We start from the raw sequence: 18,691 nt of genomic DNA on the forward strand, positions 1-18,691 counted from the left end.
TGTTTGTTCTGGCCTCTTCGCGGGCAAGCCTCGCTCCTACAGGGCGCGCCGAATCGGATATGGGGTACGACACAAAATGTAGGAGCGAGGCTTGCCCGCGAAGCTTTTAATAAAACATCGACCGCGACTCTTCCAGGTCCTTGCACGCCGCTTTGTTCTCCGGATCAATCCCCAACTTCTTAAACGCTGGAACATTAAACGCATCGATACGGGCAAGGGGATGGTCGGTGTCCTTGTGGCAATACAGGCTGGCCACCTGAACCAGGTCCACATAATCGATCTGCGCGGACTGGCGCTTGAAGTCCAGATACGAACCTGGCAGCTGCACCAGCATTTCCGGAAAATCCCAGACCCTGAGCAATTTGTCGCCGAGCAGCGGATGAATGCGGTCGATCACATGGTTGAGGCTGACCGAGTCGGACAGTAACTCATAGTGATCTTCGGCGTACGTCAGGATCGGCAGCACGCCGATCTGATGCACCAGTCCACCCAGGGCGGCCTGATCAGGCTTGAGTTGGGTGAATTTGCGGCACAACGCGTAGCTGACCCCGGCGATTTCCAGGCTTTTGCGCCAGACCTCGCGCATCTTCTGCTCCACGACTTCGGAGCGCGCATTGAAAATCTGTTCCATCACCAGACCGATGGCCAGGTTGCTGCTGTAATTCACGCCCAGGCGTGTGATCGCCGTGTGCAGGTCAGTGACTTCCTGGGTCGCGCGCAGCAGCGGACTGTTCACCACTTTTATCAGGCGCGCAGTCAACGCGGTATCGCGGCCAATCACTTTGCCCAGGGTGCTGACACTGACTTCCGGGTCTTCAGCGGCCTTGCGAATTTGCAGGGCCACTTCCGGTAACGTTGGCAGAACCAGGTCATCGTTATCGATGGCCTCAACCAAATCCTGTTGGACCCTTTCCGCCAGCTCGCTCATTTCTTTTCTCTAGGTGTTGCAACAAGTGCTGCGGTTAACGCTGGATTTCGCGATCGCGGTCCAGTTCATAAGGCAGGTCGAGCAGGTGCAGGGGCGGGCCCTCAAGCGCGCCCAAATGGAGATTACCCCCTTCGGCTGCTTCGGCCTGTAGTACGGCCAGGAGTTCAATGTTTTGCCCGGCGTGGGCGGCCAGCACCACTTCGCCGATGGAACTGCCATGAGTCGGGGAAAACAGCGGTGTGCCCGGCTCAGGTAGGTCGCTGGCATCCAGTGTCAGGCGATATAAGCGGCGCTTGAGCTTGCCCAGGTACTGCATGCGCGCGACGATTTCCTGACCGGTGTAACAGCCTTTTTTGAAGCTCACGCCACCGACGGCCTGCAGATTGAGCATCTGCGGGATGAACAGCTCGCGAGTGCCTGGCATGACCTGACCGATCCCTGCGCGGATCTGGCCCAGCAGCCATTGGTTAAGATCGCCTTCGGCCAGCAGAGCGGACAGCTTGCCCTTGATGACATCGGCCTGATCGGCCGCGATCCACAGTTCAGCGCGTTGCGGTGAGACGCGGATGGCGATCAAACCATCATTTCGCGCAACACTGTCGGTTGCTGCCGGCAGTTCAAGGCCGAGACTGCTCAGTGCGGCATCGCCATGCTCGACGCCGAAGCGGACCCACAGGGCGCTTTCATCGGTCAGCTTGGATTTGGAGAACACCGCGTACTTTTTAAGGTCCGCCAGTTGCGGCTCCAGCAGTTCGGTGGCCATGGCCAACAGAACGCCGTCGCCTTCCAGAAGGATACGGAAACTCGATTGCATCCGGCCTTTCTGCGTGCAGCGGGCGCCAAGACTGGCTTGGGTGTCGCTCAGGTAATTGAGGTTGCAGGTCAATTGGCCTTGCAGGAATTTGCTCGCATCCGCGCCGCGGACAGCGAGAACACCTTCGTGGGACAGGGTGCAGAAAAAAGCAGAATCGGCCATGGGTCATCGCAGGGTGAAGAGACTGAGAGACATCATAAGGGGGCGCTCTCGAAATGGGTAGTTTACAAAGGATCGGTGTTGCCCGACCAAAGCCGAGTGTTCGGCCGCGTCCGGGGCTGTATACTTGCCGCCTATTTGAGGAGCGCTCCATGGTCGAAGCTGTTGAACTGAATCGCCTCTACTGGCACAGCCGTCGCGGCATGCTTGAGCTTGACGTGTTGCTGGTGCCGTTCGTGAAAGAGGTCTATCCGCATCTCAATGATGTCGACCGCGATTGCTACCGCAAACTGCTCGAGTGCGAAGATCAGGACATGTTCGGCTGGTTCATGGAACGCGCCGAATCGGAAGATCCGGAACTTCAGCGCATGGTTCGCATGATCCTGGATCGTGTCCAGCCCAAGTAATTCGTTCGAATGCCGCTGGCATGCCTCGCGGCAGTTGCTGGCGGTGTATTTTCTGGCCCAGCTATTCGCGTTGGGTTCGTTGTTCCTTCTATCCCTACCGATCTGGGCCAGTCTGCTCGGCGTTGCGTTGTGCGTGACGCATGGCATTCGGGTTGTGCCGCGACAGATCCTGCTGAGCCACCCGCAGGCATTTCGCGGCTTGCGGCGCGATGCTGATGGTTGGCAGTTGTGGAATCAGGCGGCGGGATGGCAGGCGGTTCAGCTACGACGGGACAGCCTGGCGCTGCCGTTGGTCGTGGTGTTGCGCTTTCGCCTGCGGGGCGAACGGCGGGTCAGGGCGGTTTGTGTGCCTCGGGATGCGCAGGCGGCGGATGTGCACCGACGCCTGCGGGTTCGACTCAAGTTCAGTCGGCGTAGGTGGGCGGCACCAGAATAGTATCCAGGGCGACCGGCAGCAGGTTCGGGTAGTCGAGGGTGTAATGCAGGCCGCGACTTTCCTTGCGTTCCATGGCTGACTGAATCATCAGCTCCGCCACTTGAGCCAGGTTGCGCAGCTCGATCAAATCCCGGCTGACCTTATAGTTGCTGTAGAACTCGTCGATCTCGTCGAGCAGCAGACGCACGCGGTGCTGCGCGCGTTGCAAGCGCTTGTTGGTGCGCACGATGCCAACGTAGTCCCACATGAAGCGCCGCAGTTCATCCCAGTTGTGCGCAATGATCACATCCTCGTCGGAATCGGTGACCTGGCTCGCATCCCACACCGGCAGGGCGATGGGGGCCGAAACCTGTGGCAGCTGCTCAAGAATGTCAGCCGCCGCTGACCGCGCGTAAACGAAGCACTCCAGCAACGAGTTGCTGGCCATGCGGTTGGCGCCGTGCAAGCCGGTGAAACTGGTTTCGCCAATGGCGTACAACCCGGGAACATCCGTGCGACCGTTCTGATCGACCATCACGCCGCCGCAGGTGTAGTGCGCTGCCGGAACCACCGGGATCGGCTGTTTGGTGATATCGATGGAAAACTCGAGGCAACGCTCATAGACCGTCGGGAAATGGCTCTTGATGAACGCTTCCGGCTTGTGACTGATGTCCAGATAGACGCAATCGACACCCAGGCGTTTCATCTCGTGGTCGATGGCGCGGGCAACGATGTCCCGTGGTGCCAGTTCGGCGCGAGGATCGAAGCGCTGCATGAAGCGCTCGCCATTGGGAAGCTTGAGGTGCGCGCCTTCGCCGCGCAGGGCTTCGGTGATCAGGAAGCTTTTGGCTTGCGGGTGATACAGGCAGGTGGGGTGGAACTGGTTGAATTCCAGGTTCGCCACCCGGCATCCCGAACGCCAGGCCATGGCGATACCATCACCGCAAGCGCCGTCGGGGTTGCTGGTATAGAGGTAGACCTTGGCGGCGCCACCAGACGCCAGAATCACAAAGCGGGCGCCGTAGGTGTCGACTTCCCCGGTCCCGCGATTGAGCACATACGCACCGAGGCAGCGATCACCTTCAAGGCCCAGGCGTTTTTCGGTGATCAGATCGACGGCGACGCGCTGTTCCAGCAGTTCGATGTTGGGTCTTTGCTTGGCCTGGGCGAGCAATGTTCTGAAAATCGCCGCGCCGGTGGCATCGGCAGCATGGATGATGCGCCGATGACTGTGGCCGCCTTCGCGGGTCAGGTGGAACTCGAATCCGCCATCTTCGGTACCTGACTGTTCATCGCGCGTAAAGGGCACGCCTTGGTCGATCAGCCATTGAATCGCCTCTTTACTGTGCTCGACGGTAAAGCGCACGGCGTCTTCGTGACACAGGCCGCCGCCAGCGTTGAGGGTGTCGTCGACGTGGGATTCAACGGTGTCGGTGTCATCCAGGACCGCAGCGACGCCGCCTTGGGCCCAAAAGGTCGAGCCATTGGCGAGGTCGCCTTTGCTCAGTACGGCGATACGCAAATGACCGGGCAAGGTCAGCGCAAGACTTAAACCGGCAGCGCCGCTGCCAATGACCAGAACATCATGTTGAAACTGTTGGCTCATTTCAGGATTCCGCTCAAAGCGACCCGGGTCGGGGTTGGCGCAAGACACCGTGTTCGGCACGTCAGGCAGCCACACAGCGCACTAGTATATAGAGGGGGGGAGCGGCACAATAGCCGAGCACATATGGCATTGTGAAACTACTGTGACTGAAAATACCTGACGCTTCGTCGGATGCTTTTTTCGTCGGTTCGGCGACAAGGTGACTGTATCGTCGATTTAACAGTATTTTTCCATTCAGGGTTGCACAATGTCGGCGCCACCCGGCTATAAATATTTGGAACTTTTGCCAAAGGCCCAAGATCAATAGACGGTGCCTGAAAATAAGGACAGTGTCGGCTTCAGTGCGGGATCTGCGGTTTGATCCTTGCCTTCGAATCCGATGACAAGATTATTCGCGCAGCCGGGTCATGCCGAGCTGCGCTTTTCGTGCGTGCCAAATCAGAGCCCGCAGGAAACTTGCTTGGAGGGGGAGAACTTTTGCGAAAAGCCCGAGTCTATGTTTGCAAGTCTGGTCGTTTAGTTATGCAAGCCTCCTCCGAGCTTATCGAGGAGTGTTCATGCTAACCCAGGAAGAGGATCAGCAGCTGGTCGAGCGCGTGCAACGCGGCGACAAGCGCGCATTCGATCTGCTAGTGCTGAAATACCAGCACAAAATTCTCGGGTTGATCGTGCGTTTTGTGCACGACACCCATGAAGCCCAGGATGTGGCACAAGAAGCCTTTATCAAGGCATACCGTGCACTAGGAAATTTTCGCGGAGACAGCGCGTTTTACACGTGGCTTTACCGCATCGCCATTAACACGGCGAAAAACTATCTGGTTTCACGCGGCCGTCGGCCGCCGGATAGCGATGTCAGTTCCGAAGATGCAGAGTTCTACGATGGCGATCATGGCCTCAAGGATCTCGAGTCGCCAGAACGCGCTTTGCTGCGGGATGAGATTGAAGGCACCGTCCATCGAACCATTCAGCAACTGCCAGAAGATTTGCGTACGGCGTTAACTTTACGCGAATTCGATGGTCTGAGTTACGAGGACATTGCAGCAGTCATGCAGTGTCCGGTGGGTACCGTGCGCTCCCGGATTTTCCGCGCTCGGGAAGCCATCGATAAAGCCCTGCAGCCGTTGTTGCAGGAAAACTGAGACAGCGGCGACAGCCAAGAGAGGAACGCCATGAGTCGTGAAGCCCTGCAGGAATCGCTGTCCGCAGTGATGGATAACGAAGCGGACGAATTGGAATTGCGTCGGGTGTTGAACGCCTTTGACGATGTTGAAACCCGTGAAACCTGGGCTCGTTATCAGATCGCTCGGGCAGTGATGCACAAGGATCTGCTGCTTCCACGTCTGGACATCGCTGCAGCAGTCTCTGCTGCGCTGGCTGACGAAGCCGTTCCGTCAAAAGCCTCCCGTGGTCCATGGCGCAGCCTGGGTCGGCTGGCGGTTGCTGCTTCGGTCACTCTTGCCGTACTGGCGGGTGTTCGTCTGTACAACCAGGACGAGATCGCTGGAGTCGAATTGGCTCAGCAATCCACTCAACCGGGTCTGGCTGTTCCTCAAGTCAAAGGTCCAGCTGTATTAGCAGGCTACAATGAGAGTTCGGATGCCACGGGTCCTATGGCCAATGGTGTATTGCAAGGTCAGCCAGGCTGGCACGATCAGCGTCTGCCAAGCTACTTGCGCCAACATGCTCAACAGGCTGCACTGAAAGGTACTGAGAGCGCTCTGCCTTACGCTCGTGCGGCAAGCCTGGAAAACCGTTAAGGAGGATCATGCGCGCCATACCTCTACTTTCGCTTCTGCTCGGTGGCTGGTTTGTCGTTCCAGCCCATGCTGATGAAGCCCAGGACTGGTTGACACGTCTTGGCCAAGCCGAGCAACAGCAAAGCTTCTACGGTACTTTTGTCTACGAGCGTAACGGTAGTTTCTCTACCCATAACATCTGGCACCGCGTCCAGGATGGCAAAGTCCGCGAGCGTTTACTCCAGCTCGACGGCTCGGCGCAGGAAGTCGTACGCATTGATGGGCATACTCAATGCGTCAGCGGCACCCTGATAGCAGGGCTTGGGGATTCTCCCAACTCCTCTGCTCGCCCACTCGATCCACTGAAACTCAAGAATTGGTACGACCTTGCCGTCATCGGCAAGTCGCGTGTCGCTGGGCGCTCGGCGGTGATTGTTTCACTGACGCCGCGCGATCAACATCGCTACGGTTTTGAATTGCATCTGGATAAAGAAACCGGCTTGCCTCTCAAATCGTTGCTGCTAAATGAAAAAGGGCAATTGTTGGAGCGCTTCCAGTTCACGCAGCTGGATACTGCCGATGTGCCCTCCGACAGCGATTTGCAACCGGGCGCTGATTGCAAGGCTGTCGTTCTCGACAGCGACAAAGCTTCAGCGGTCAAGGCTGCCCAGGTCTGGCACTCTGACTGGCTACCGCCAGGTTTTGAGTTGACCAGCAGTTCTGCGCGTAAGGATCCAGAGACCAAAACCCAAGTCAACAGCCTCATGTATGACGATGGCCTGGCGCGTTTCTCGGTGTTTCTCGAGCCGTTGAATGGCGCCACAGTGACTGATACTCGCACTCAGTTGGGGCCAACCGTTGCGGTTTCCAGGCGTTTGACCACCCCGCAAGGCGAGGTGATGGTCACCGTGGTCGGTGAGATTCCGATTGGCACCGCTGAACGGATTGCGTTGTCCATGCGCACCGATGCCACTGCAACCAAGTAGTGAGCTGATATCGAAATGTTTGGTGAGCATTTCAATTTGCAAATATTCCAGAAATTTTCTATAGGTCAGAGCCCCTCGGCTCTGGCCTTGTTTGTTGTTCCCGGAACAAAAATACCGGCGTATCGTTCCCGGTGTTCCTTGCTCCATATCGCTTAACCATGCTCGTCGTAACGGGAGCCGTATGTCGATACCACGCTTGAAGTCTTATCTCACCATTTTTGCCACCGTGCTGGTGCTCGGTCAGGCCGTCACTGCTCAAGCAGTCGAGCTGCCTGATTTCACACAACTGGTCGAGCAGGCCTCGCCTGCGGTGGTGAACATCAGTACTACGCAAAAACTGCCGGACCGCAAAGTATCCGGTCAGATGCCTGACCTGGAGGGTTTACCTCCAGCGCTCCGCGAATTTTTCGAACGGGGCATGCCACAACAGCGCACCCCACGCGGTGATCGCCAGCGCGAAGCCCAGTCCCTGGGTTCGGGTTTCATCATCTCGCCTGACGGCTACATCCTGACCAACAACCACGTCATTGCCGATGCCGACGAGATCCTCGTTCGTCTTGCCGATCGCAGCGAATTGAAGGCCAAGCTGATCGGCACCGATACTCGCTCTGATGTGGCGCTGCTGAAAATCGAAGGCAAAGACCTCCCGGTTCTGAAGCTCGGCAAATCCCAGGACCTGAAAGCCGGCCAATGGGTCGTGGCTATCGGCTCGCCATTCGGTTTCGACCATACCGTGACTCAAGGCATTGTCAGTGCTATCGGTCGCAGTCTTCCGAACGAAAACTATGTGCCGTTCATCCAGACCGACGTGCCCATCAACCCGGGCAACTCCGGTGGCCCGCTGTTCAACCTGAATGGTGAAGTGGTCGGTATCAACTCGCAGATCTACACCCGTTCCGGCGGCTTCATGGGTGTGTCGTTCGCGATCCCGATCGATGTCGCCATGGACGTTTCCAATCAGCTCAAGAGCGGTGGCAAAGTCAGCCGTGGCTGGTTGGGTGTCGTCATCCAGGAAGTGAACAAGGACCTGGCCGAATCTTTCGGTCTGGAGAAACCGGCCGGTGCGCTGGTGGCTCAGATCCAGGATGACGGCCCGGCTGCCAAGGGCGGGTTGCAAGTGGGTGACGTAATCCTGAGCATGAACGGTCAGCCGATCGTCATGTCTGCCGATCTGCCACATCTGGTGGGTGCACTGAAAGAAGGCGCCAAGGCTAATCTGGAAGTGATTCGCGAAGGCAAACGCAAAAATGTCGAGCTGACGGTTGGCGCGATTCCCGATGAAGGCAAGGAGCTGGATGCTGCATCGCCCAAGTCCGGCGTGGAAACCAGCAGCAATCGCCTGGGCGTTGCCGTCGCAGATCTGACTGCTGAGCAGAAGAAGACCCTCGACCTCAAAGGTGGCGTGGTCATCAAGGAAGTGCAGGACGGTCCTGCTTCGCTGATTGGCTTACAGCCGAATGATGTGATCACTCACCTGAACAATCAGGCTATTGGTGATAGTAAAGAGTTCGCTGAGATCGCCAAGGCGCTGCCGAAGAACCGCTCGGTGTCGATGCGGGTTCTGCGTCAAAATCGCGCCAGCTTCATCACGTTCAAACTGGCTGAATAAACCGGTTGTTGGCTGAATAAAAAACCGCCTCGAAAGAGGCGGTTTTTTTGTGCCTGTGTTTTTGTTTGAGACGCAGGTCAGCCCATCATGTCCTTGATCATCCGCTCCTGTTCCATCAGCTCGCGTTGCCGCGCGTCTATCCGCGACGACAGCGGGAAGTTGGTGCCGGCCTTGCGCTTGGCAAAGTCCAGTTGCTGAATGGCCTGGCGGTAATCCCCGACCAGCGCGAAGTACTCGGCGCGAGCCTGGTGCAGGCCGATGATGTTGCCCGACAGACCACGCGTCTCGGCCACCATGTACCAGACATCCGGATCATCCGGGCGGGACTTGAGGAGGTTCTCCAGGGCTTTTTCGGCATCGGCCGCACGGTTCTGCTTCAGCAGCAGATCGACACGCACAGAGTTCAACGGGTAGTTGCCCGGGTACTGGGTCAGCATCCGGTCAACCCGGGTTTGAGCATCTGGCAGGCGATTGTTGGTGATGTCCAGATCGACCTGGGCCAGGTTGTAGATGATCTCGTTCGGCGACTTGGCCAGCAGTATCTTGAGGTTTTCCCGAGCTTCGTTCAGTTGTCCACCCTTGATCTGGGCAATGGCCAGGCCGTAGCGTGCGACGTCGTTTTTTGGGTTTTCGTCCAGTTGGGCGCGGAAGCGCTTGGCGCCCAGGCCTGGGGTTTCTTCGTAAATCAGCTGGACCCGAGCGCGAATCAGCTGATAGCGCATGGTGTCTTCAATACCGCCCACTGGGGCTTGCTCGGCGCGGTTGCGAGTGTCGGCGATCCGCGATTCGGTTACCGGGTGAGTCAGCAGGAATTCCGGCGGCTTGGCGTCGAAGCGGTATTGGCGCGCCAGCCGCTCAAACATGGTTGGCATCGAGCGAGGGTCGTAACCGGCTTTTTCCAGGTTGAGAATGCCGATGCGATCAGCCTCTTGCTCGTTCTGGCGCGAGAAGCGTCGTTGCTCCTGTATCGCCGCCGCCTGCGTACCGGCAATGGCCGCGATCCCGGCATCACCGGCGCCGGCTGCGGCAATCACGATGCCGGCCAGCAGCGCGGCCATCATCGGCACCTGCATACGCTGTTGGGCCTCGACGCCACGAGCGAAGTGGCGTTGCGACAAGTGAGCCAATTCGTGAGCCAGAACCGACGCATACTCGCCTTCGGTCTGGGCATTGAGGAAGAGACCGCCGTTGACCCCGACAATCCCGCCCGGTGCCGCAAAGGCGTTGAGCTGCGGGCTGTTGATCAGGATGAACTCCAGGCGCCGGTCATTGACCTGGCTGGTCTCCACCAGGCGGTAAACGCTGGACTCCACGTAGTCCTTGAGCTGCGGATCGTTAAGCTGCGACACCTGGCTGCGCAACAGCGCCAGCCACGCACGGCCCAATTGGTATTCCTGTTGCGGCGAGACAATGGCAGAACTGGCGTCGCCAAGTGACGGCAGGTCGTCGGCGAAGCCCGGTGAGGCAAGCAGGCAAGCGAGCGTCAGCAGGGTAGGGCGCAAAAAAGTCATGCACAAAGCCTTAGTCGACAAAGACCTTACTGTAGCCGGACACTAAGCCCGGGACCAGATATTCTAAGCCGCTCAACCACCAGACCCGGAGTAACGCGATGACCGACGCTGTAGCCCATGACGCCGAACTGGACGCCAGCGGCTTGAATTGCCCGTTGCCATTGCTCAAGGCCAAGCTGGAACTCAATCGACTGGCCAGCGGCGCGGTGCTCAAGGTGACTGCCACCGACGCGGGTTCCCAGCGCGACTTTCGCACCTTTGCCCGATTGGCCGGTCATACGCTGCTTCGTGAAGAAGACGAAGCGGGTGTTTACCGCTACTGGCTGAAAAAAGCCTGATATCTGTTGCGTTCATTTCTAAGGATTATTGATGTTCAAGGTGTTACGCGACTGGATACAGCGCTACTTCTCCGATGAAGAAGCCGTGGTGCTGGCGGTCCTTTTGTTTCTGGCGTTTACCGCCGTGCTTACGCTGGGCGGCATGCTCGCGCCGGTGCTGGCCGGGATGGTGCTGGCGTATCTGATGCAAGGGCTGGTGGTGACGCTCGAACGCCTGCGCGTACCGGGCGGGGTGGCCGTGGGACTGGTCTTCGCCTTGTTCATGGGGGTTTTGCTGGTATTCATGATTGTCGTGGTGCCGTTGCTCTGGCACCAGCTGATCACCTTGTTCAACGAGTTGCCCGGCATGCTCGCCAAGTGGCAGTCGCTACTGTTGCTGCTGCCTGAGCGCTATCCGCATCTGGTGTCCGACGAGCAAGTGTTGCAAGCCATCGAGGTGGCGCGAGGCGAGATCGGCAAGTTCGGTCAGTGGGCATTGACGTTTTCGCTGTCGAGTCTGCCACTGTTGGTGAATATCATGATCTACCTGGTGCTGGTGCCGATCCTGGTGTTCTTCTTCCTCAAGGACCGCGAAATGATCGGCCAGTGGGTCCGCGGCTACTTGCCGCGCGAGCGGGCGCTGATCACTCGGGTCGCTCAGGAGATGAACCGGCAAATCGCCAACTATATTCGCGGCAAGGTCATCGAGATCTTCATTTGCGGGGGCGTGACCTACATCGCTTTCGTCGCCTTGGGGCTCAACTACGCGGCGCTGCTGGCCTTGCTGGTTGGCGTGTCGGTGGTGGTGCCGTACGTCGGGGCGGTGGTGGTGACAGTGCCGGTGTTGCTGATCGCGCTGTTCCAGTGGGGATGGAGCGATCAGTTCATCTATCTGATGGCGGTCTACGGGATCATCCAGACACTGGATGGCAACGTGCTGGTGCCGCTGTTGTTCTCGGAGGCGGTCAACCTGCACCCGGTGGCGATCATTTGCGCGGTGTTGTTGTTTGGCGGGCTGTGGGGGTTCTGGGGGGTGTTCTTTGCGATCCCGCTGGCCACGCTGTTCAAGGCTGTGCTGGATGCGTGGCCGCGCAAGGAGCCGGTGGTGGCGCCGTTGCTTTAACTGACAGGCTTGATTATTCGGTGAAGCTGATGGCCTCATCGCGAGCAGGCTCGCACACATTGGTTTTGTGTTCGCCACAGATCCAATGTGGGAGCGAGCCTGCTCGCGAAGGCGTCATCACAGACGCCAAAAAATTCAGGCCTTGTTCAGCGCCTGAGCCGCCGCCAAAACGGCATCCACATGCCCCGGCACTTTCACGCCACGCCATTCCTGACGCAACACACCATTCTTGTCGATCAGGAAAGTGCTGCGATCAACACCCATATATTCCTTGCCATAAAGCTTTTTCAGCTTGATCACGTCAAACAGCTGGCAAAGCGCTTCTTCCTTGTCGCTGACCAGCTCGAAGGTGAACGCTTGCTTGGCCTTGAAGTTCTCGTGGGATTTCAGGCTGTCTCGGGACACGCCGAAGACTTCAGTGTTGGCGGCTTTGAAAGCGTCCAGCTGATCGCGAAAGCCCTGGCCCTGAGTGGTGCAGCCAGGCGTACTGTCCTTCGGGTAGAAGTAAATCACCACTTGCTTGCCTTTGAGGCCCGCGAGACTGACGGTTTGCCCGCTGGTAGCGGGCGCTTCGAAGTCGGCAACCGGTTGATCAATGGCAACGGCCATGAAAGTTTCCTTACATTGGGTTTTGTGGGCGCCAAGGTTCGATCAAGGCATCCAGATTCAGCGCATCGGCGAAATCCAGGAACTGATCGCGCAGCCAGCTGATTTGCACGCCGGCCGGCAAGGTCACGGTAAACGTGGCGTTGAGCATGGTGCCGCCGGTCTGCGGAGCCTGATAGGTGTCGCAGGTCAGGTTTTCCAGCTCGACGTTGTGGTCCATGAAGAACTGGCACAGCTCGTTGATGATGTCCGAGCGATAAGCCGAGCTGACATAGGCGACGTAAGGCAGGGCCTGAGGGCGGTTCTCCAACGCCGCGCTGCGCACCACGTTGACCGTGAAGGCGTGCTTCTTGGCGAGGCTCGGCAGACTGCCCTCTAGGCGCGCCAGGGCGTCCCAGCTGCCGGAGATCTCGAGGATCAACGCACTGCATTCGCCATGACGGGTCAGGCGAGAGGTAACCACGGCGCAGCGATTTTCATGGCTGGCGCGGCACAGGACGTTAGTCAGCTCCATGGGGTTGGCGCCGAGGGCACTGATGACAAGGAATTGTTCGCGAACTGTGGGGGTGGACATGCAGCATTCCTAAAGCGATGAGCGGTCGGTACTTTTACGGGCTTTTATTACCGGGGGCGAGCCTGCGGATACGAATTCAGAAAACCCGGGCCGAAGGTTGCAACGTGCTCCAGTATGGCAAGAGCGAAGGGTGGCAACGCTGGATCGGGGCTTGTGATGCCGAAAATGGAGGCTGAAACCCGACGTACGAGCATGTCAGTACCAATCAAAGTCTGAAGGGTAGCGAAAAGCAGCGCCAAGGGGAATGGCAGCAGCGCAGTACTTCGCTTGTACAAGCATCTTGGCGCCAGTACCATTACGGCTCTCTTTTTCCGGCAGGAGCGGTTGCATGATTGCGGGCAGTATGGTGGCACTGGTCACACCCATGGATGCACAAGGTCGTCTGGACTGGGACAGCCTGAGCAAACTGGTGGACTTTCACCTGCAAAACGGCACCCACGCCATCGTGGCAGTCGGCACTACAGGTGAATCTGCCACCCTAGACGTGAACGAGCACATCGAAGTGATCCGTTACGTGGTGAAGCAGGTGGCAGGGCGCATCCCGGTAATCGCCGGTACCGGCGCCAACTCGACGCGCGAAGCCATCGAGTTGACCACCAATGCGAAGACCGCTGGCGCCGATGCTTGCCTGCTGGTCACCCCGTACTACAACAAGCCGACCCAAGAAGGCTTGTACCAGCACTTCAAGGCCATCGCCGAAGCCGTCGACATCCCGCAGATTTTGTACAACGTGCCGGGCCGTACGGCGTGCGACATGCTGACCGAAACCGTGATCCGCCTCTCGACCGTGAAAAACATCATCGGCATCAAGGAAGCCACCGGCGACCTGACCCGCGCCAAAGCCATCATTGATGGCGTGCGCGAAGATTTCCTGGTGCTTTCCGGTGACGATGCCACTGCTGTCGAATTGATCCTGCTCGGCGGCAAAGGCAACATTTCGGTGACAGCCAACGTCGCTCCACGCGACATGAGTGACCTGTGCAACGCTGCTCTGAAGGGCGATGCCGTCACGGCGCGCGCGATCCATGAAAAGCTGATGCCACTCAATAAAACCCTGTTTATCGAATCCAACCCTATCCCCGTGAAATGGGCACTGCATGAAATGGGCTTGATGCCGGACGGTATCCGTCTGCCGCTCACCTGGCTCAGCACTGCCTGTCACGAACCGCTGCGGCAGGCCATGCGCCAGTCCGGCGTCCTGGTTTAATTGAGGAAGCACTACGCATGAAGCGATTGGCCGGACTTTCCGCACTTGCCTTGATTATCTCCAGCACCAGTGGCTGTGGATGGGTCTGGGGCCCGGAAGGTTATTTCCGTGACCGTGGTAGCGATTACCTGGAAGCGCAACAGACTGCACCCATGCAAATGCCACCCGATGTCAAAACCGCCAAGCGTCTGGATCCGCTGCTGCCGATCCCGCGCAACGTGGCCGATGACACCGCCAAAGGCGAATACATCGTTCCTCGGCCGCAACCGCTGTCGGCATCGGCCGACGCCAGTGCCTATTCCCTGCAGAAGACCGGCGATTCGCGCTGGATTGTTGCGCAGAACCCACCGGCTGAAGCCTGGCCAGTGGCCGTGCAGTTCTTCCAGGACAACGGTTTCCGCCTGGACGAGCAGCGCCCGCAAACCGGTGAGTTCACCACCACCTGGCAGCATTCCGACGAGCTGTCCGCCGCGATGGGCAAACGCCTGAGCGCGGCCGGTGTCGCCGCCGACAGCGAAACCCGTGTGCGGGTCCGCATCGAGCCAGGCGTGCAACGCAACACCAGTGAAATCTACGTGGTCAGCGCCGAGCGTCCTGCGGGCAGCACTGCCGACGTGGCCTTCACCAATCGCTCGGTCAACACTGGCCTGGACGCGGCACTGGTCGACGACATGCTCGCAAGCATGAGCCGCATCTCGGAGAAGGGCGGTTCGGTCTCCATGCTGGCGTCGCGTGACTCCGATAGCCCAAGTCGTATCAGCCTGAGCGAAGATGGCAGCGGCAACCCGGTATTGAACGTTGGTACCGATCTGGACCGCGCCTGGTCGAGCGTCGGTCGCGCGCTGGAACAGGGCGAATGGCGCGTTGAAGACATCAACCGCAGCCTGGGCCTGTACTACATCAACCTGTCCGAAAAAGCCGAGAAGAAAGACGAGAAGCCTGGCTTCTTCAGCAGCCTGTTCGGCAGTGCGCCGAGCAAGGAAGAAGTTGAAGCCCGCGCCGAGCGTTATCAGGTTCGCCTGAGCAAGGTGGGCGATAGCGTCCAGGTCACCGTCGAGAAAAACATCAACACCGTGGCGCCGGCAGAAGTGGCCCGCAAAGTGTTGAGCGTGATTCAGGACAACCTGGGCTGATCACATGCGTTTTGCCGTTCTCGGCAGCGGTAGCCAAGGGAACGGCACGCTGATAGCCAGCGCTGACACGTATGTGCTGGTGGATTGTGGTTTCTCCCTGCGGGAAACCGAAAAACGCCTGCTGCGCCTGGGTGTAAATCCTGCGCAGTTGAGCGCGATACTCGTGACCCACGAACATGCCGACCACGTGCATGGCGTGGGTTTACTGTCTCGGCGCTACAATCTGCCTGTCTACCTCAGTCGCGGCACCCTGCGCGGGATGCGCAAACCGATTGAACCGGCTGGCCTTTTGGCCGGCGGCGAGCAACTGCAGATCGGCGCACTGAGTATCGGCGTCATTGCCGTGGCCCACGATGCACAGGAACCGACGCAGTACGTCTTCAGCGACGGTGAGCGGCGCTTCGGCCTGCTGACCGACCTGGGGTCGTATTGTGACAAGGTGCTGGACGGCTATCGGGACCTCGATGCGTTGATGATTGAGGCCAACCATTGCCGGGATATGCTGGCTCGCGGTCACTATCCGTACTTCTTGAAGCAGCGGGTGGGCGGTGAACTGGGACATTTGAACAATCACCAGGCGGCATTCCTGGTGTCCGAGTTGGGCTGGCAAGGCCTGCAACACCTGGTCCTGGCCCATCTGAGCAGCAAGAACAACCTGCCGCAGCTGGCCCGGCAATGTTTTGTCGACACCCTCGGGTGCGACCCGGACTGGCTGCAACTGGCCGATCAAGATTCAGGGCTCGACTGGCGACACATCGCCTAGCCCACCTACTTAGCAAGCGGAGCCCATCATGGAAAAACGTGAAGAACTCTACCGCGGCAAAGCCAAATCGGTTTTCAAGACCGACGACGCTGACCGCTTGATCCTGCTGTTTCGCAACGACACCTCGGCGTTCGACGGCAAGCGCATCGAGCAGCTCGACCGCAAAGGCATGGTGAACAACAAGTTCAACGCCTTCATCATGCAGAAACTCGAAGCGGCCGGCGTGCCGACTCAATTCGACAAACTGCTGGGCGACAACGAGTGCCTGGTGAAGAAGCTCGACATGATCCCGGTCGAGTGCGTCGTGCGTAACTACGCCGCCGGCAGCCTGGTCAAGCGCCTGGGCGTCGAAGAAGGCATGAAGCTCAACCCTTACACCTTCGAACTGTTCCTGAAGGACGACGCCAAGGGCGACCCGTTCATCAACGAATCCCACGTCGTGGCATTCGGTTGGGGCACCGCCGAGCAACTGGTTCGCATGAAAGAATTGTCGCTCAAGGTCAACGAAGTCCTGAGCAAACTGTTCGACGACGCCGGCCTGCTGCTGGTCGACTTCAAACTCGAATTCGGCGTGTTCTCCGACGGCTCCATCGTCCTGGGTGACGAATTCAGCCCGGACGGCTGCCGCCTGTGGGACAAGGCAACCGGCAAGAAAATGGACAAGGACCGCTTCCGTCAGGGCCTCGGTGACGTCATCGAAGCCTACGAAGAAGTCGCCAATCGTCTGGGCGTACCGCTGTAACCGACGCAAGCATCTGATAGCACAGAAATATTTCGCCTAGGGGGTTCGCTTCCGGCAAAAGTGTTGTTATGATGCGCGCCGTTGGAGAGATGCCAGAGTGGCCGAATGGGACGGATTCGAAATCCGTTGTACCTTCACCGGTACCTAGGGTTCGAATCCCTATCTCTCCGCCATACCTATACGTTGAAGCCCTGATTATTCAGGGCTTTTTCGTTTCTGTGTTTCTGAAAAAGAATTCCAGCCCGTACTTTGGCATGTGACCGACGCATTCTTGCGACAACGACTTTGTAGAAGACAAACATGTAGTTACATTGCGCATTAGTTTCCAGCATTCATAGGATAAACTGATCAATCTGTTTGATCCCGAGTGCGCACCATGGCCATCAACTTCGACCTCAACGACCTGCAAGCCTTTCGCGCCGTGGTCGAGCAGGGCAGTTTTCGCAAAGCGGCCGACACTGTGCGCATCTCCCAGCCTGCCCTGAGCCGGCGTATCGAAAAACTTGAAGACGCCCTCGGTGTGCGATTGTTCGAACGCACCACACGCAAGGTCAGCCTGACTCAGGCCGGGCGCGGTTTCATACCTAGCGTCGAGCGCTTGCTGGACGATCTGGACGTGGCGCTGCTGGGTATCAGCGAAGTCGCCTCGAACCGGCTCGGCCATGTCACGGTGGCCTGCGTGCCCTCGGCAGCGTATTACTTCATGCCGCGCGTGATCGCCCACTACCACCGGCAATTCCCACGGATCAAAGTCAAAGTGCTCGACTCTAGCGCCCACGACGTACTCAGTGCCGTGGTCAATGGCGAAGCGGATTTTGGTCTGAGTTTCATGGGCACGCTGGAGGCTGAAGTTGAGATCGAGCCATTGGTGCAGGAGGGTTATGTAGTGGCCTGTCGGCGCGATCATCCGTTGGCGGGTCGAACCAGCGTGACCTGGGACGAGTTCTATCAGCAGGATTACATCTCGCTGGACAAAACGTCGGGCAATCGTTTTCTACTCGATCAGGCGCTGGCCGGCATCGTGCCGAAGCGCCAGAGCATCTGCGAAACCCGGCACGTGACAACGATGATCGGTTTGGTGGAGGCAGGGTTGGGCGTGGCGGCAGTGCCGTGGATGGCGATGCCGACAGCTGATCACCCGATCCTGACGCAGGTGCCGCTGACCGATCCGCAGGTGATGCGCAGTGTCGGTTTGATCAAACGCCGGGGTCGAGCACTGACTCCGGCGGCGTTGGAGCTGGAACGGCTGGTGGTGGAGATGAAAGTTCAGGTCAGCGACTGACCGAATCCAGCCCGGTGGCCTTCACATCCGATTGAGCGGCCGAGGACGCCAAGTATTGTAGCAATGCCTTGGCTTCAGCCGGGTGTTGCGCCCCTACGGGAATCCCGGCAGCGAAACGGGTCACCGATTGCACCGACTCCGGAATCCTCGCCACAAAACTTATGCCCGGCACGGGCAGCAATTCGCTGACCTGCTGGAAGCCCAGTTGGTAGTCGCCGGTGGCAACCACCGAACCCACGGGGATTTTCGGGATCATCTTCGATTTGGGTTTGAGCTGATCTTCGATGCCCAGGCGCTTGAACAGTTGATTTTCGATGTACACGCCACTGGCGCTGTCGGAATAGGCCACGGATTTAGCGTCCAGCAACGTCTTTTTCAGGCCATCGACGGAGCTGATATCCGGTTTCGGAGCGCCTTCGCGCACCACCAGGCCGATCCGCGAATCCGCCAGTTCAACCCGTGAAGCGGGGTCAACTTTGCCTTGCTTGATCAGGTCATCGAGGGCATAGCCGACCATGATCACCACGTCGGCCTTTTCACCGCGGGCCAGACGATTGGGGATTGCTTCCGGTGCCATGCCCATCGATGGGCCAAGCGCGGTGTCCAGCGTGTTGCCGGTGAACGCGGCGAATTTCGGGCCGAGGACTTTATAGGCCGCCGTGAAACCACCGGAGGTCATCACACGGATCTCTTCCGCTTGGGCGACGGGGCTCAAGCCGAGGCTGGCCACCAAGGCCAGGGCGGCAACATTGAATAGTTTTTTCATGGTCATT

Annotated in this window: 20 protein-coding genes and 1 tRNA gene; 14 read left to right on the forward strand and 7 right to left on the reverse strand. The window is 58.5% G+C overall.

Annotation, left to right across the window (positions count from 1 at the left end; translation table 11 throughout):
• Window positions 1–106: 106 nt before the first annotated feature.
• Window positions 107–928, reverse strand: coding sequence for an HDOD domain-containing protein (locus ACA052_RS06580; RefSeq protein ID WP_497648923.1), 822 nt, complete (start codon window positions 926–928; stop codon window positions 107–109).
• Between the two features lie 34 nt (window positions 929–962).
• Window positions 963–1,904, reverse strand: coding sequence for a CAF17-like 4Fe-4S cluster assembly/insertion protein YgfZ (gene ygfZ, locus ACA052_RS06585; protein ID WP_497648924.1), 942 nt, complete (start codon window positions 1,902–1,904; stop codon window positions 963–965).
• A gap of 149 nt (window positions 1,905–2,053) precedes the next feature.
• Between ygfZ and ACA052_RS06590 the strand changes: the two genes are divergently transcribed.
• Together ACA052_RS06590 and ACA052_RS06595 are read left to right on the forward strand one after the other, a co-directional pair.
• Complete coding sequence (locus ACA052_RS06590; protein ID WP_497648925.1) at window positions 2,054–2,308, forward strand: FAD assembly factor SdhE; 255 nt, start codon at window positions 2,054–2,056, stop codon at window positions 2,306–2,308.
• Window positions 2,292–2,744, forward strand: a complete 453-nt coding sequence (locus tag ACA052_RS06595; RefSeq protein ID WP_497648926.1) for a protein YgfX — start codon at window positions 2,292–2,294, stop codon at window positions 2,742–2,744. The genes ACA052_RS06590 and ACA052_RS06595 overlap by 17 nt, the downstream gene beginning before the upstream one ends.
• Here the strand turns inward: ACA052_RS06595 and nadB are convergent.
• The gene (gene nadB / locus ACA052_RS06600; protein WP_497648927.1) at window positions 2,713–4,329 is read right to left on the reverse strand and encodes an L-aspartate oxidase; all 1,617 of its coding nucleotides are present in this window, start codon (window positions 4,327–4,329) and stop codon (window positions 2,713–2,715) included. The two genes, ACA052_RS06595 and nadB, sit on opposite strands and share 32 nt — an antisense overlap.
• Before the next feature lie 557 nt (window positions 4,330–4,886).
• On the opposite strand from nadB, the gene rpoE reads away from it, so the two are divergent.
• From rpoE to ACA052_RS06620, 4 genes are all read left to right on the forward strand, one after another.
• On the forward strand, window positions 4,887–5,468 hold the full coding sequence (rpoE, locus tag ACA052_RS06605; RefSeq protein WP_007944079.1) for an RNA polymerase sigma factor RpoE/AlgU: 582 nt from the start codon (window positions 4,887–4,889) through the stop codon (window positions 5,466–5,468).
• Between the two features lie 30 nt (window positions 5,469–5,498).
• Window positions 5,499–6,086, forward strand: a complete 588-nt coding sequence (locus ACA052_RS06610) for a sigma-E factor negative regulatory protein (protein WP_497648928.1) — start codon at window positions 5,499–5,501, stop codon at window positions 6,084–6,086.
• Window positions 6,087–6,094: 8 nt separating this feature from the next.
• Window positions 6,095–7,051 carry a MucB/RseB C-terminal domain-containing protein gene (locus ACA052_RS06615; protein WP_497648929.1) on the forward strand — a complete coding sequence of 319 codons (957 nt, stop codon included), beginning with the start codon at window positions 6,095–6,097 and terminating at the stop codon, window positions 7,049–7,051.
• A gap of 181 nt (window positions 7,052–7,232) precedes the next feature.
• Window positions 7,233–8,660 carry a DegQ family serine endoprotease gene (locus ACA052_RS06620; RefSeq protein WP_497648930.1) on the forward strand — a complete coding sequence of 476 codons (1,428 nt, stop codon included), beginning with the start codon at window positions 7,233–7,235 and terminating at the stop codon, window positions 8,658–8,660.
• Window positions 8,661–8,737: 77 nt separating this feature from the next.
• Here ACA052_RS06620 and ACA052_RS06625 read toward each other — a convergent pair whose 3' ends face one another.
• On the reverse strand, window positions 8,738–10,171 hold the full coding sequence (locus ACA052_RS06625) for a M48 family metalloprotease (RefSeq protein WP_497648931.1): 1,434 nt from the start codon (window positions 10,169–10,171) through the stop codon (window positions 8,738–8,740).
• Window positions 10,172–10,269: 98 nt separating this feature from the next.
• On the opposite strand from ACA052_RS06625, the gene ACA052_RS06630 reads away from it, so the two are divergent.
• Entirely contained in the window at window positions 10,270–10,509 is a 240-nt protein-coding gene (locus ACA052_RS06630; RefSeq protein WP_497648932.1) for a sulfurtransferase TusA family protein, read from the forward strand.
• A gap of 31 nt (window positions 10,510–10,540) precedes the next feature.
• Window positions 10,541–11,611: an AI-2E family transporter gene (locus ACA052_RS06635; RefSeq protein WP_497648933.1), complete on the forward strand. Its 1,071-nt coding sequence runs from the start codon at window positions 10,541–10,543 to the stop codon at window positions 11,609–11,611.
• A gap of 135 nt (window positions 11,612–11,746) precedes the next feature.
• On the opposite strand, the gene ACA052_RS06640 is transcribed toward ACA052_RS06635, so the two are convergent.
• Together ACA052_RS06640 and ACA052_RS06645 are read right to left on the reverse strand one after the other, a co-directional pair.
• Complete coding sequence (locus ACA052_RS06640) at window positions 11,747–12,220, reverse strand: peroxiredoxin (protein WP_497648934.1); 474 nt, start codon at window positions 12,218–12,220, stop codon at window positions 11,747–11,749.
• Between the two features lie 10 nt (window positions 12,221–12,230).
• Window positions 12,231–12,791, reverse strand: coding sequence for a glycine cleavage system transcriptional repressor (locus ACA052_RS06645; RefSeq protein WP_008034925.1), 561 nt, complete (start codon window positions 12,789–12,791; stop codon window positions 12,231–12,233).
• A 328-nt stretch (window positions 12,792–13,119) separates the two neighbouring features.
• Between ACA052_RS06645 and dapA the strand changes: the two genes are divergently transcribed.
• The 6 genes from dapA (at window position 13,120) to ACA052_RS06675 (ending at window position 17,918) form a co-directional block, all read left to right on the forward strand.
• Window positions 13,120–13,998 carry a 4-hydroxy-tetrahydrodipicolinate synthase gene (gene dapA, locus ACA052_RS06650; protein WP_497648935.1) on the forward strand — a complete coding sequence of 293 codons (879 nt, stop codon included), beginning with the start codon at window positions 13,120–13,122 and terminating at the stop codon, window positions 13,996–13,998.
• 17 nt (window positions 13,999–14,015) lie between these two features.
• Window positions 14,016–15,131, forward strand: a complete 1,116-nt coding sequence (gene bamC / locus ACA052_RS06655) for an NlpB/DapX family lipoprotein (protein ID WP_497648936.1) — start codon at window positions 14,016–14,018, stop codon at window positions 15,129–15,131.
• A 4-nt stretch (window positions 15,132–15,135) separates the two neighbouring features.
• Window positions 15,136–15,894 carry an MBL fold metallo-hydrolase gene (locus ACA052_RS06660; protein ID WP_497648937.1) on the forward strand — a complete coding sequence of 253 codons (759 nt, stop codon included), beginning with the start codon at window positions 15,136–15,138 and terminating at the stop codon, window positions 15,892–15,894.
• A 28-nt stretch (window positions 15,895–15,922) separates the two neighbouring features.
• A complete protein-coding gene (gene purC, locus ACA052_RS06665; RefSeq protein WP_008034929.1) occupies window positions 15,923–16,636 on the forward strand; it encodes a phosphoribosylaminoimidazolesuccinocarboxamide synthase in 714 nt (237 codons plus the stop codon).
• A gap of 83 nt (window positions 16,637–16,719) precedes the next feature.
• Window positions 16,720–16,809, forward strand: a tRNA-Ser gene (locus ACA052_RS06670).
• A 203-nt stretch (window positions 16,810–17,012) separates the two neighbouring features.
• Window positions 17,013–17,918 carry a LysR family transcriptional regulator gene (locus ACA052_RS06675; RefSeq protein ID WP_497648938.1) on the forward strand — a complete coding sequence of 302 codons (906 nt, stop codon included), beginning with the start codon at window positions 17,013–17,015 and terminating at the stop codon, window positions 17,916–17,918.
• On the opposite strand, the gene ACA052_RS06680 is transcribed toward ACA052_RS06675, so the two are convergent.
• On the reverse strand, window positions 17,908–18,684 hold the full coding sequence (locus ACA052_RS06680; protein WP_497648939.1) for a substrate-binding domain-containing protein: 777 nt from the start codon (window positions 18,682–18,684) through the stop codon (window positions 17,908–17,910). The two genes, ACA052_RS06675 and ACA052_RS06680, sit on opposite strands and share 11 nt — an antisense overlap.
• Between the last annotated feature and the right edge of the window lie 7 nt (window positions 18,685–18,691).

This window comes from Pseudomonas sp. LBUM1644 (genome assembly GCF_059716195.1).

Excerpts from the sequence above, each read along its gene's own strand:
- ACA052_RS06580 (WP_497648923.1), bottom strand. The coding sequence starts at position 928 with ATGAGCGAGCTGGCGGAAAGGGTCCAACAGGATTTGGTTGAGGCCATC.
- ygfZ (WP_497648924.1), bottom strand. The coding sequence starts at position 1,904 with ATGGCCGATTCTGCTTTTTTCTGCACCCTGTCCCACGAAGGTGTTCTC.
- ACA052_RS06590 (WP_497648925.1), top strand. The coding sequence starts at position 2,054 with ATGGTCGAAGCTGTTGAACTGAATCGCCTCTACTGGCACAGCCGTCGC.
- nadB (WP_497648927.1), bottom strand. The coding sequence starts at position 4,329 with ATGAGCCAACAGTTTCAACATGATGTTCTGGTCATTGGCAGCGGCGCT.
- rpoE (WP_007944079.1), top strand. The coding sequence starts at position 4,887 with ATGCTAACCCAGGAAGAGGATCAGCAGCTGGTCGAGCGCGTGCAACGC.
- ACA052_RS06610 (WP_497648928.1), top strand. The coding sequence starts at position 5,499 with ATGAGTCGTGAAGCCCTGCAGGAATCGCTGTCCGCAGTGATGGATAAC.
- ACA052_RS06615 (WP_497648929.1), top strand. The coding sequence starts at position 6,095 with ATGCGCGCCATACCTCTACTTTCGCTTCTGCTCGGTGGCTGGTTTGTC.
- ACA052_RS06620 (WP_497648930.1), top strand. The coding sequence starts at position 7,233 with ATGTCGATACCACGCTTGAAGTCTTATCTCACCATTTTTGCCACCGTG.
- ACA052_RS06625 (WP_497648931.1), bottom strand. The coding sequence starts at position 10,171 with ATGACTTTTTTGCGCCCTACCCTGCTGACGCTCGCTTGCCTGCTTGCC.
- ACA052_RS06630 (WP_497648932.1), top strand. The coding sequence starts at position 10,270 with ATGACCGACGCTGTAGCCCATGACGCCGAACTGGACGCCAGCGGCTTG.
- ACA052_RS06635 (WP_497648933.1), top strand. The coding sequence starts at position 10,541 with ATGTTCAAGGTGTTACGCGACTGGATACAGCGCTACTTCTCCGATGAA.
- ACA052_RS06640 (WP_497648934.1), bottom strand. The coding sequence starts at position 12,220 with ATGGCCGTTGCCATTGATCAACCGGTTGCCGACTTCGAAGCGCCCGCT.
- ACA052_RS06645 (WP_008034925.1), bottom strand. The coding sequence starts at position 12,791 with ATGTCCACCCCCACAGTTCGCGAACAATTCCTTGTCATCAGTGCCCTC.
- dapA (WP_497648935.1), top strand. The coding sequence starts at position 13,120 with ATGATTGCGGGCAGTATGGTGGCACTGGTCACACCCATGGATGCACAA.
- bamC (WP_497648936.1), top strand. The coding sequence starts at position 14,016 with ATGAAGCGATTGGCCGGACTTTCCGCACTTGCCTTGATTATCTCCAGC.
- ACA052_RS06660 (WP_497648937.1), top strand. The coding sequence starts at position 15,136 with ATGCGTTTTGCCGTTCTCGGCAGCGGTAGCCAAGGGAACGGCACGCTG.
- purC (WP_008034929.1), top strand. The coding sequence starts at position 15,923 with ATGGAAAAACGTGAAGAACTCTACCGCGGCAAAGCCAAATCGGTTTTC.
- ACA052_RS06675 (WP_497648938.1), top strand. The coding sequence starts at position 17,013 with ATGGCCATCAACTTCGACCTCAACGACCTGCAAGCCTTTCGCGCCGTG.
- ACA052_RS06680 (WP_497648939.1), bottom strand. The coding sequence starts at position 18,684 with ATGAAAAAACTATTCAATGTTGCCGCCCTGGCCTTGGTGGCCAGCCTC.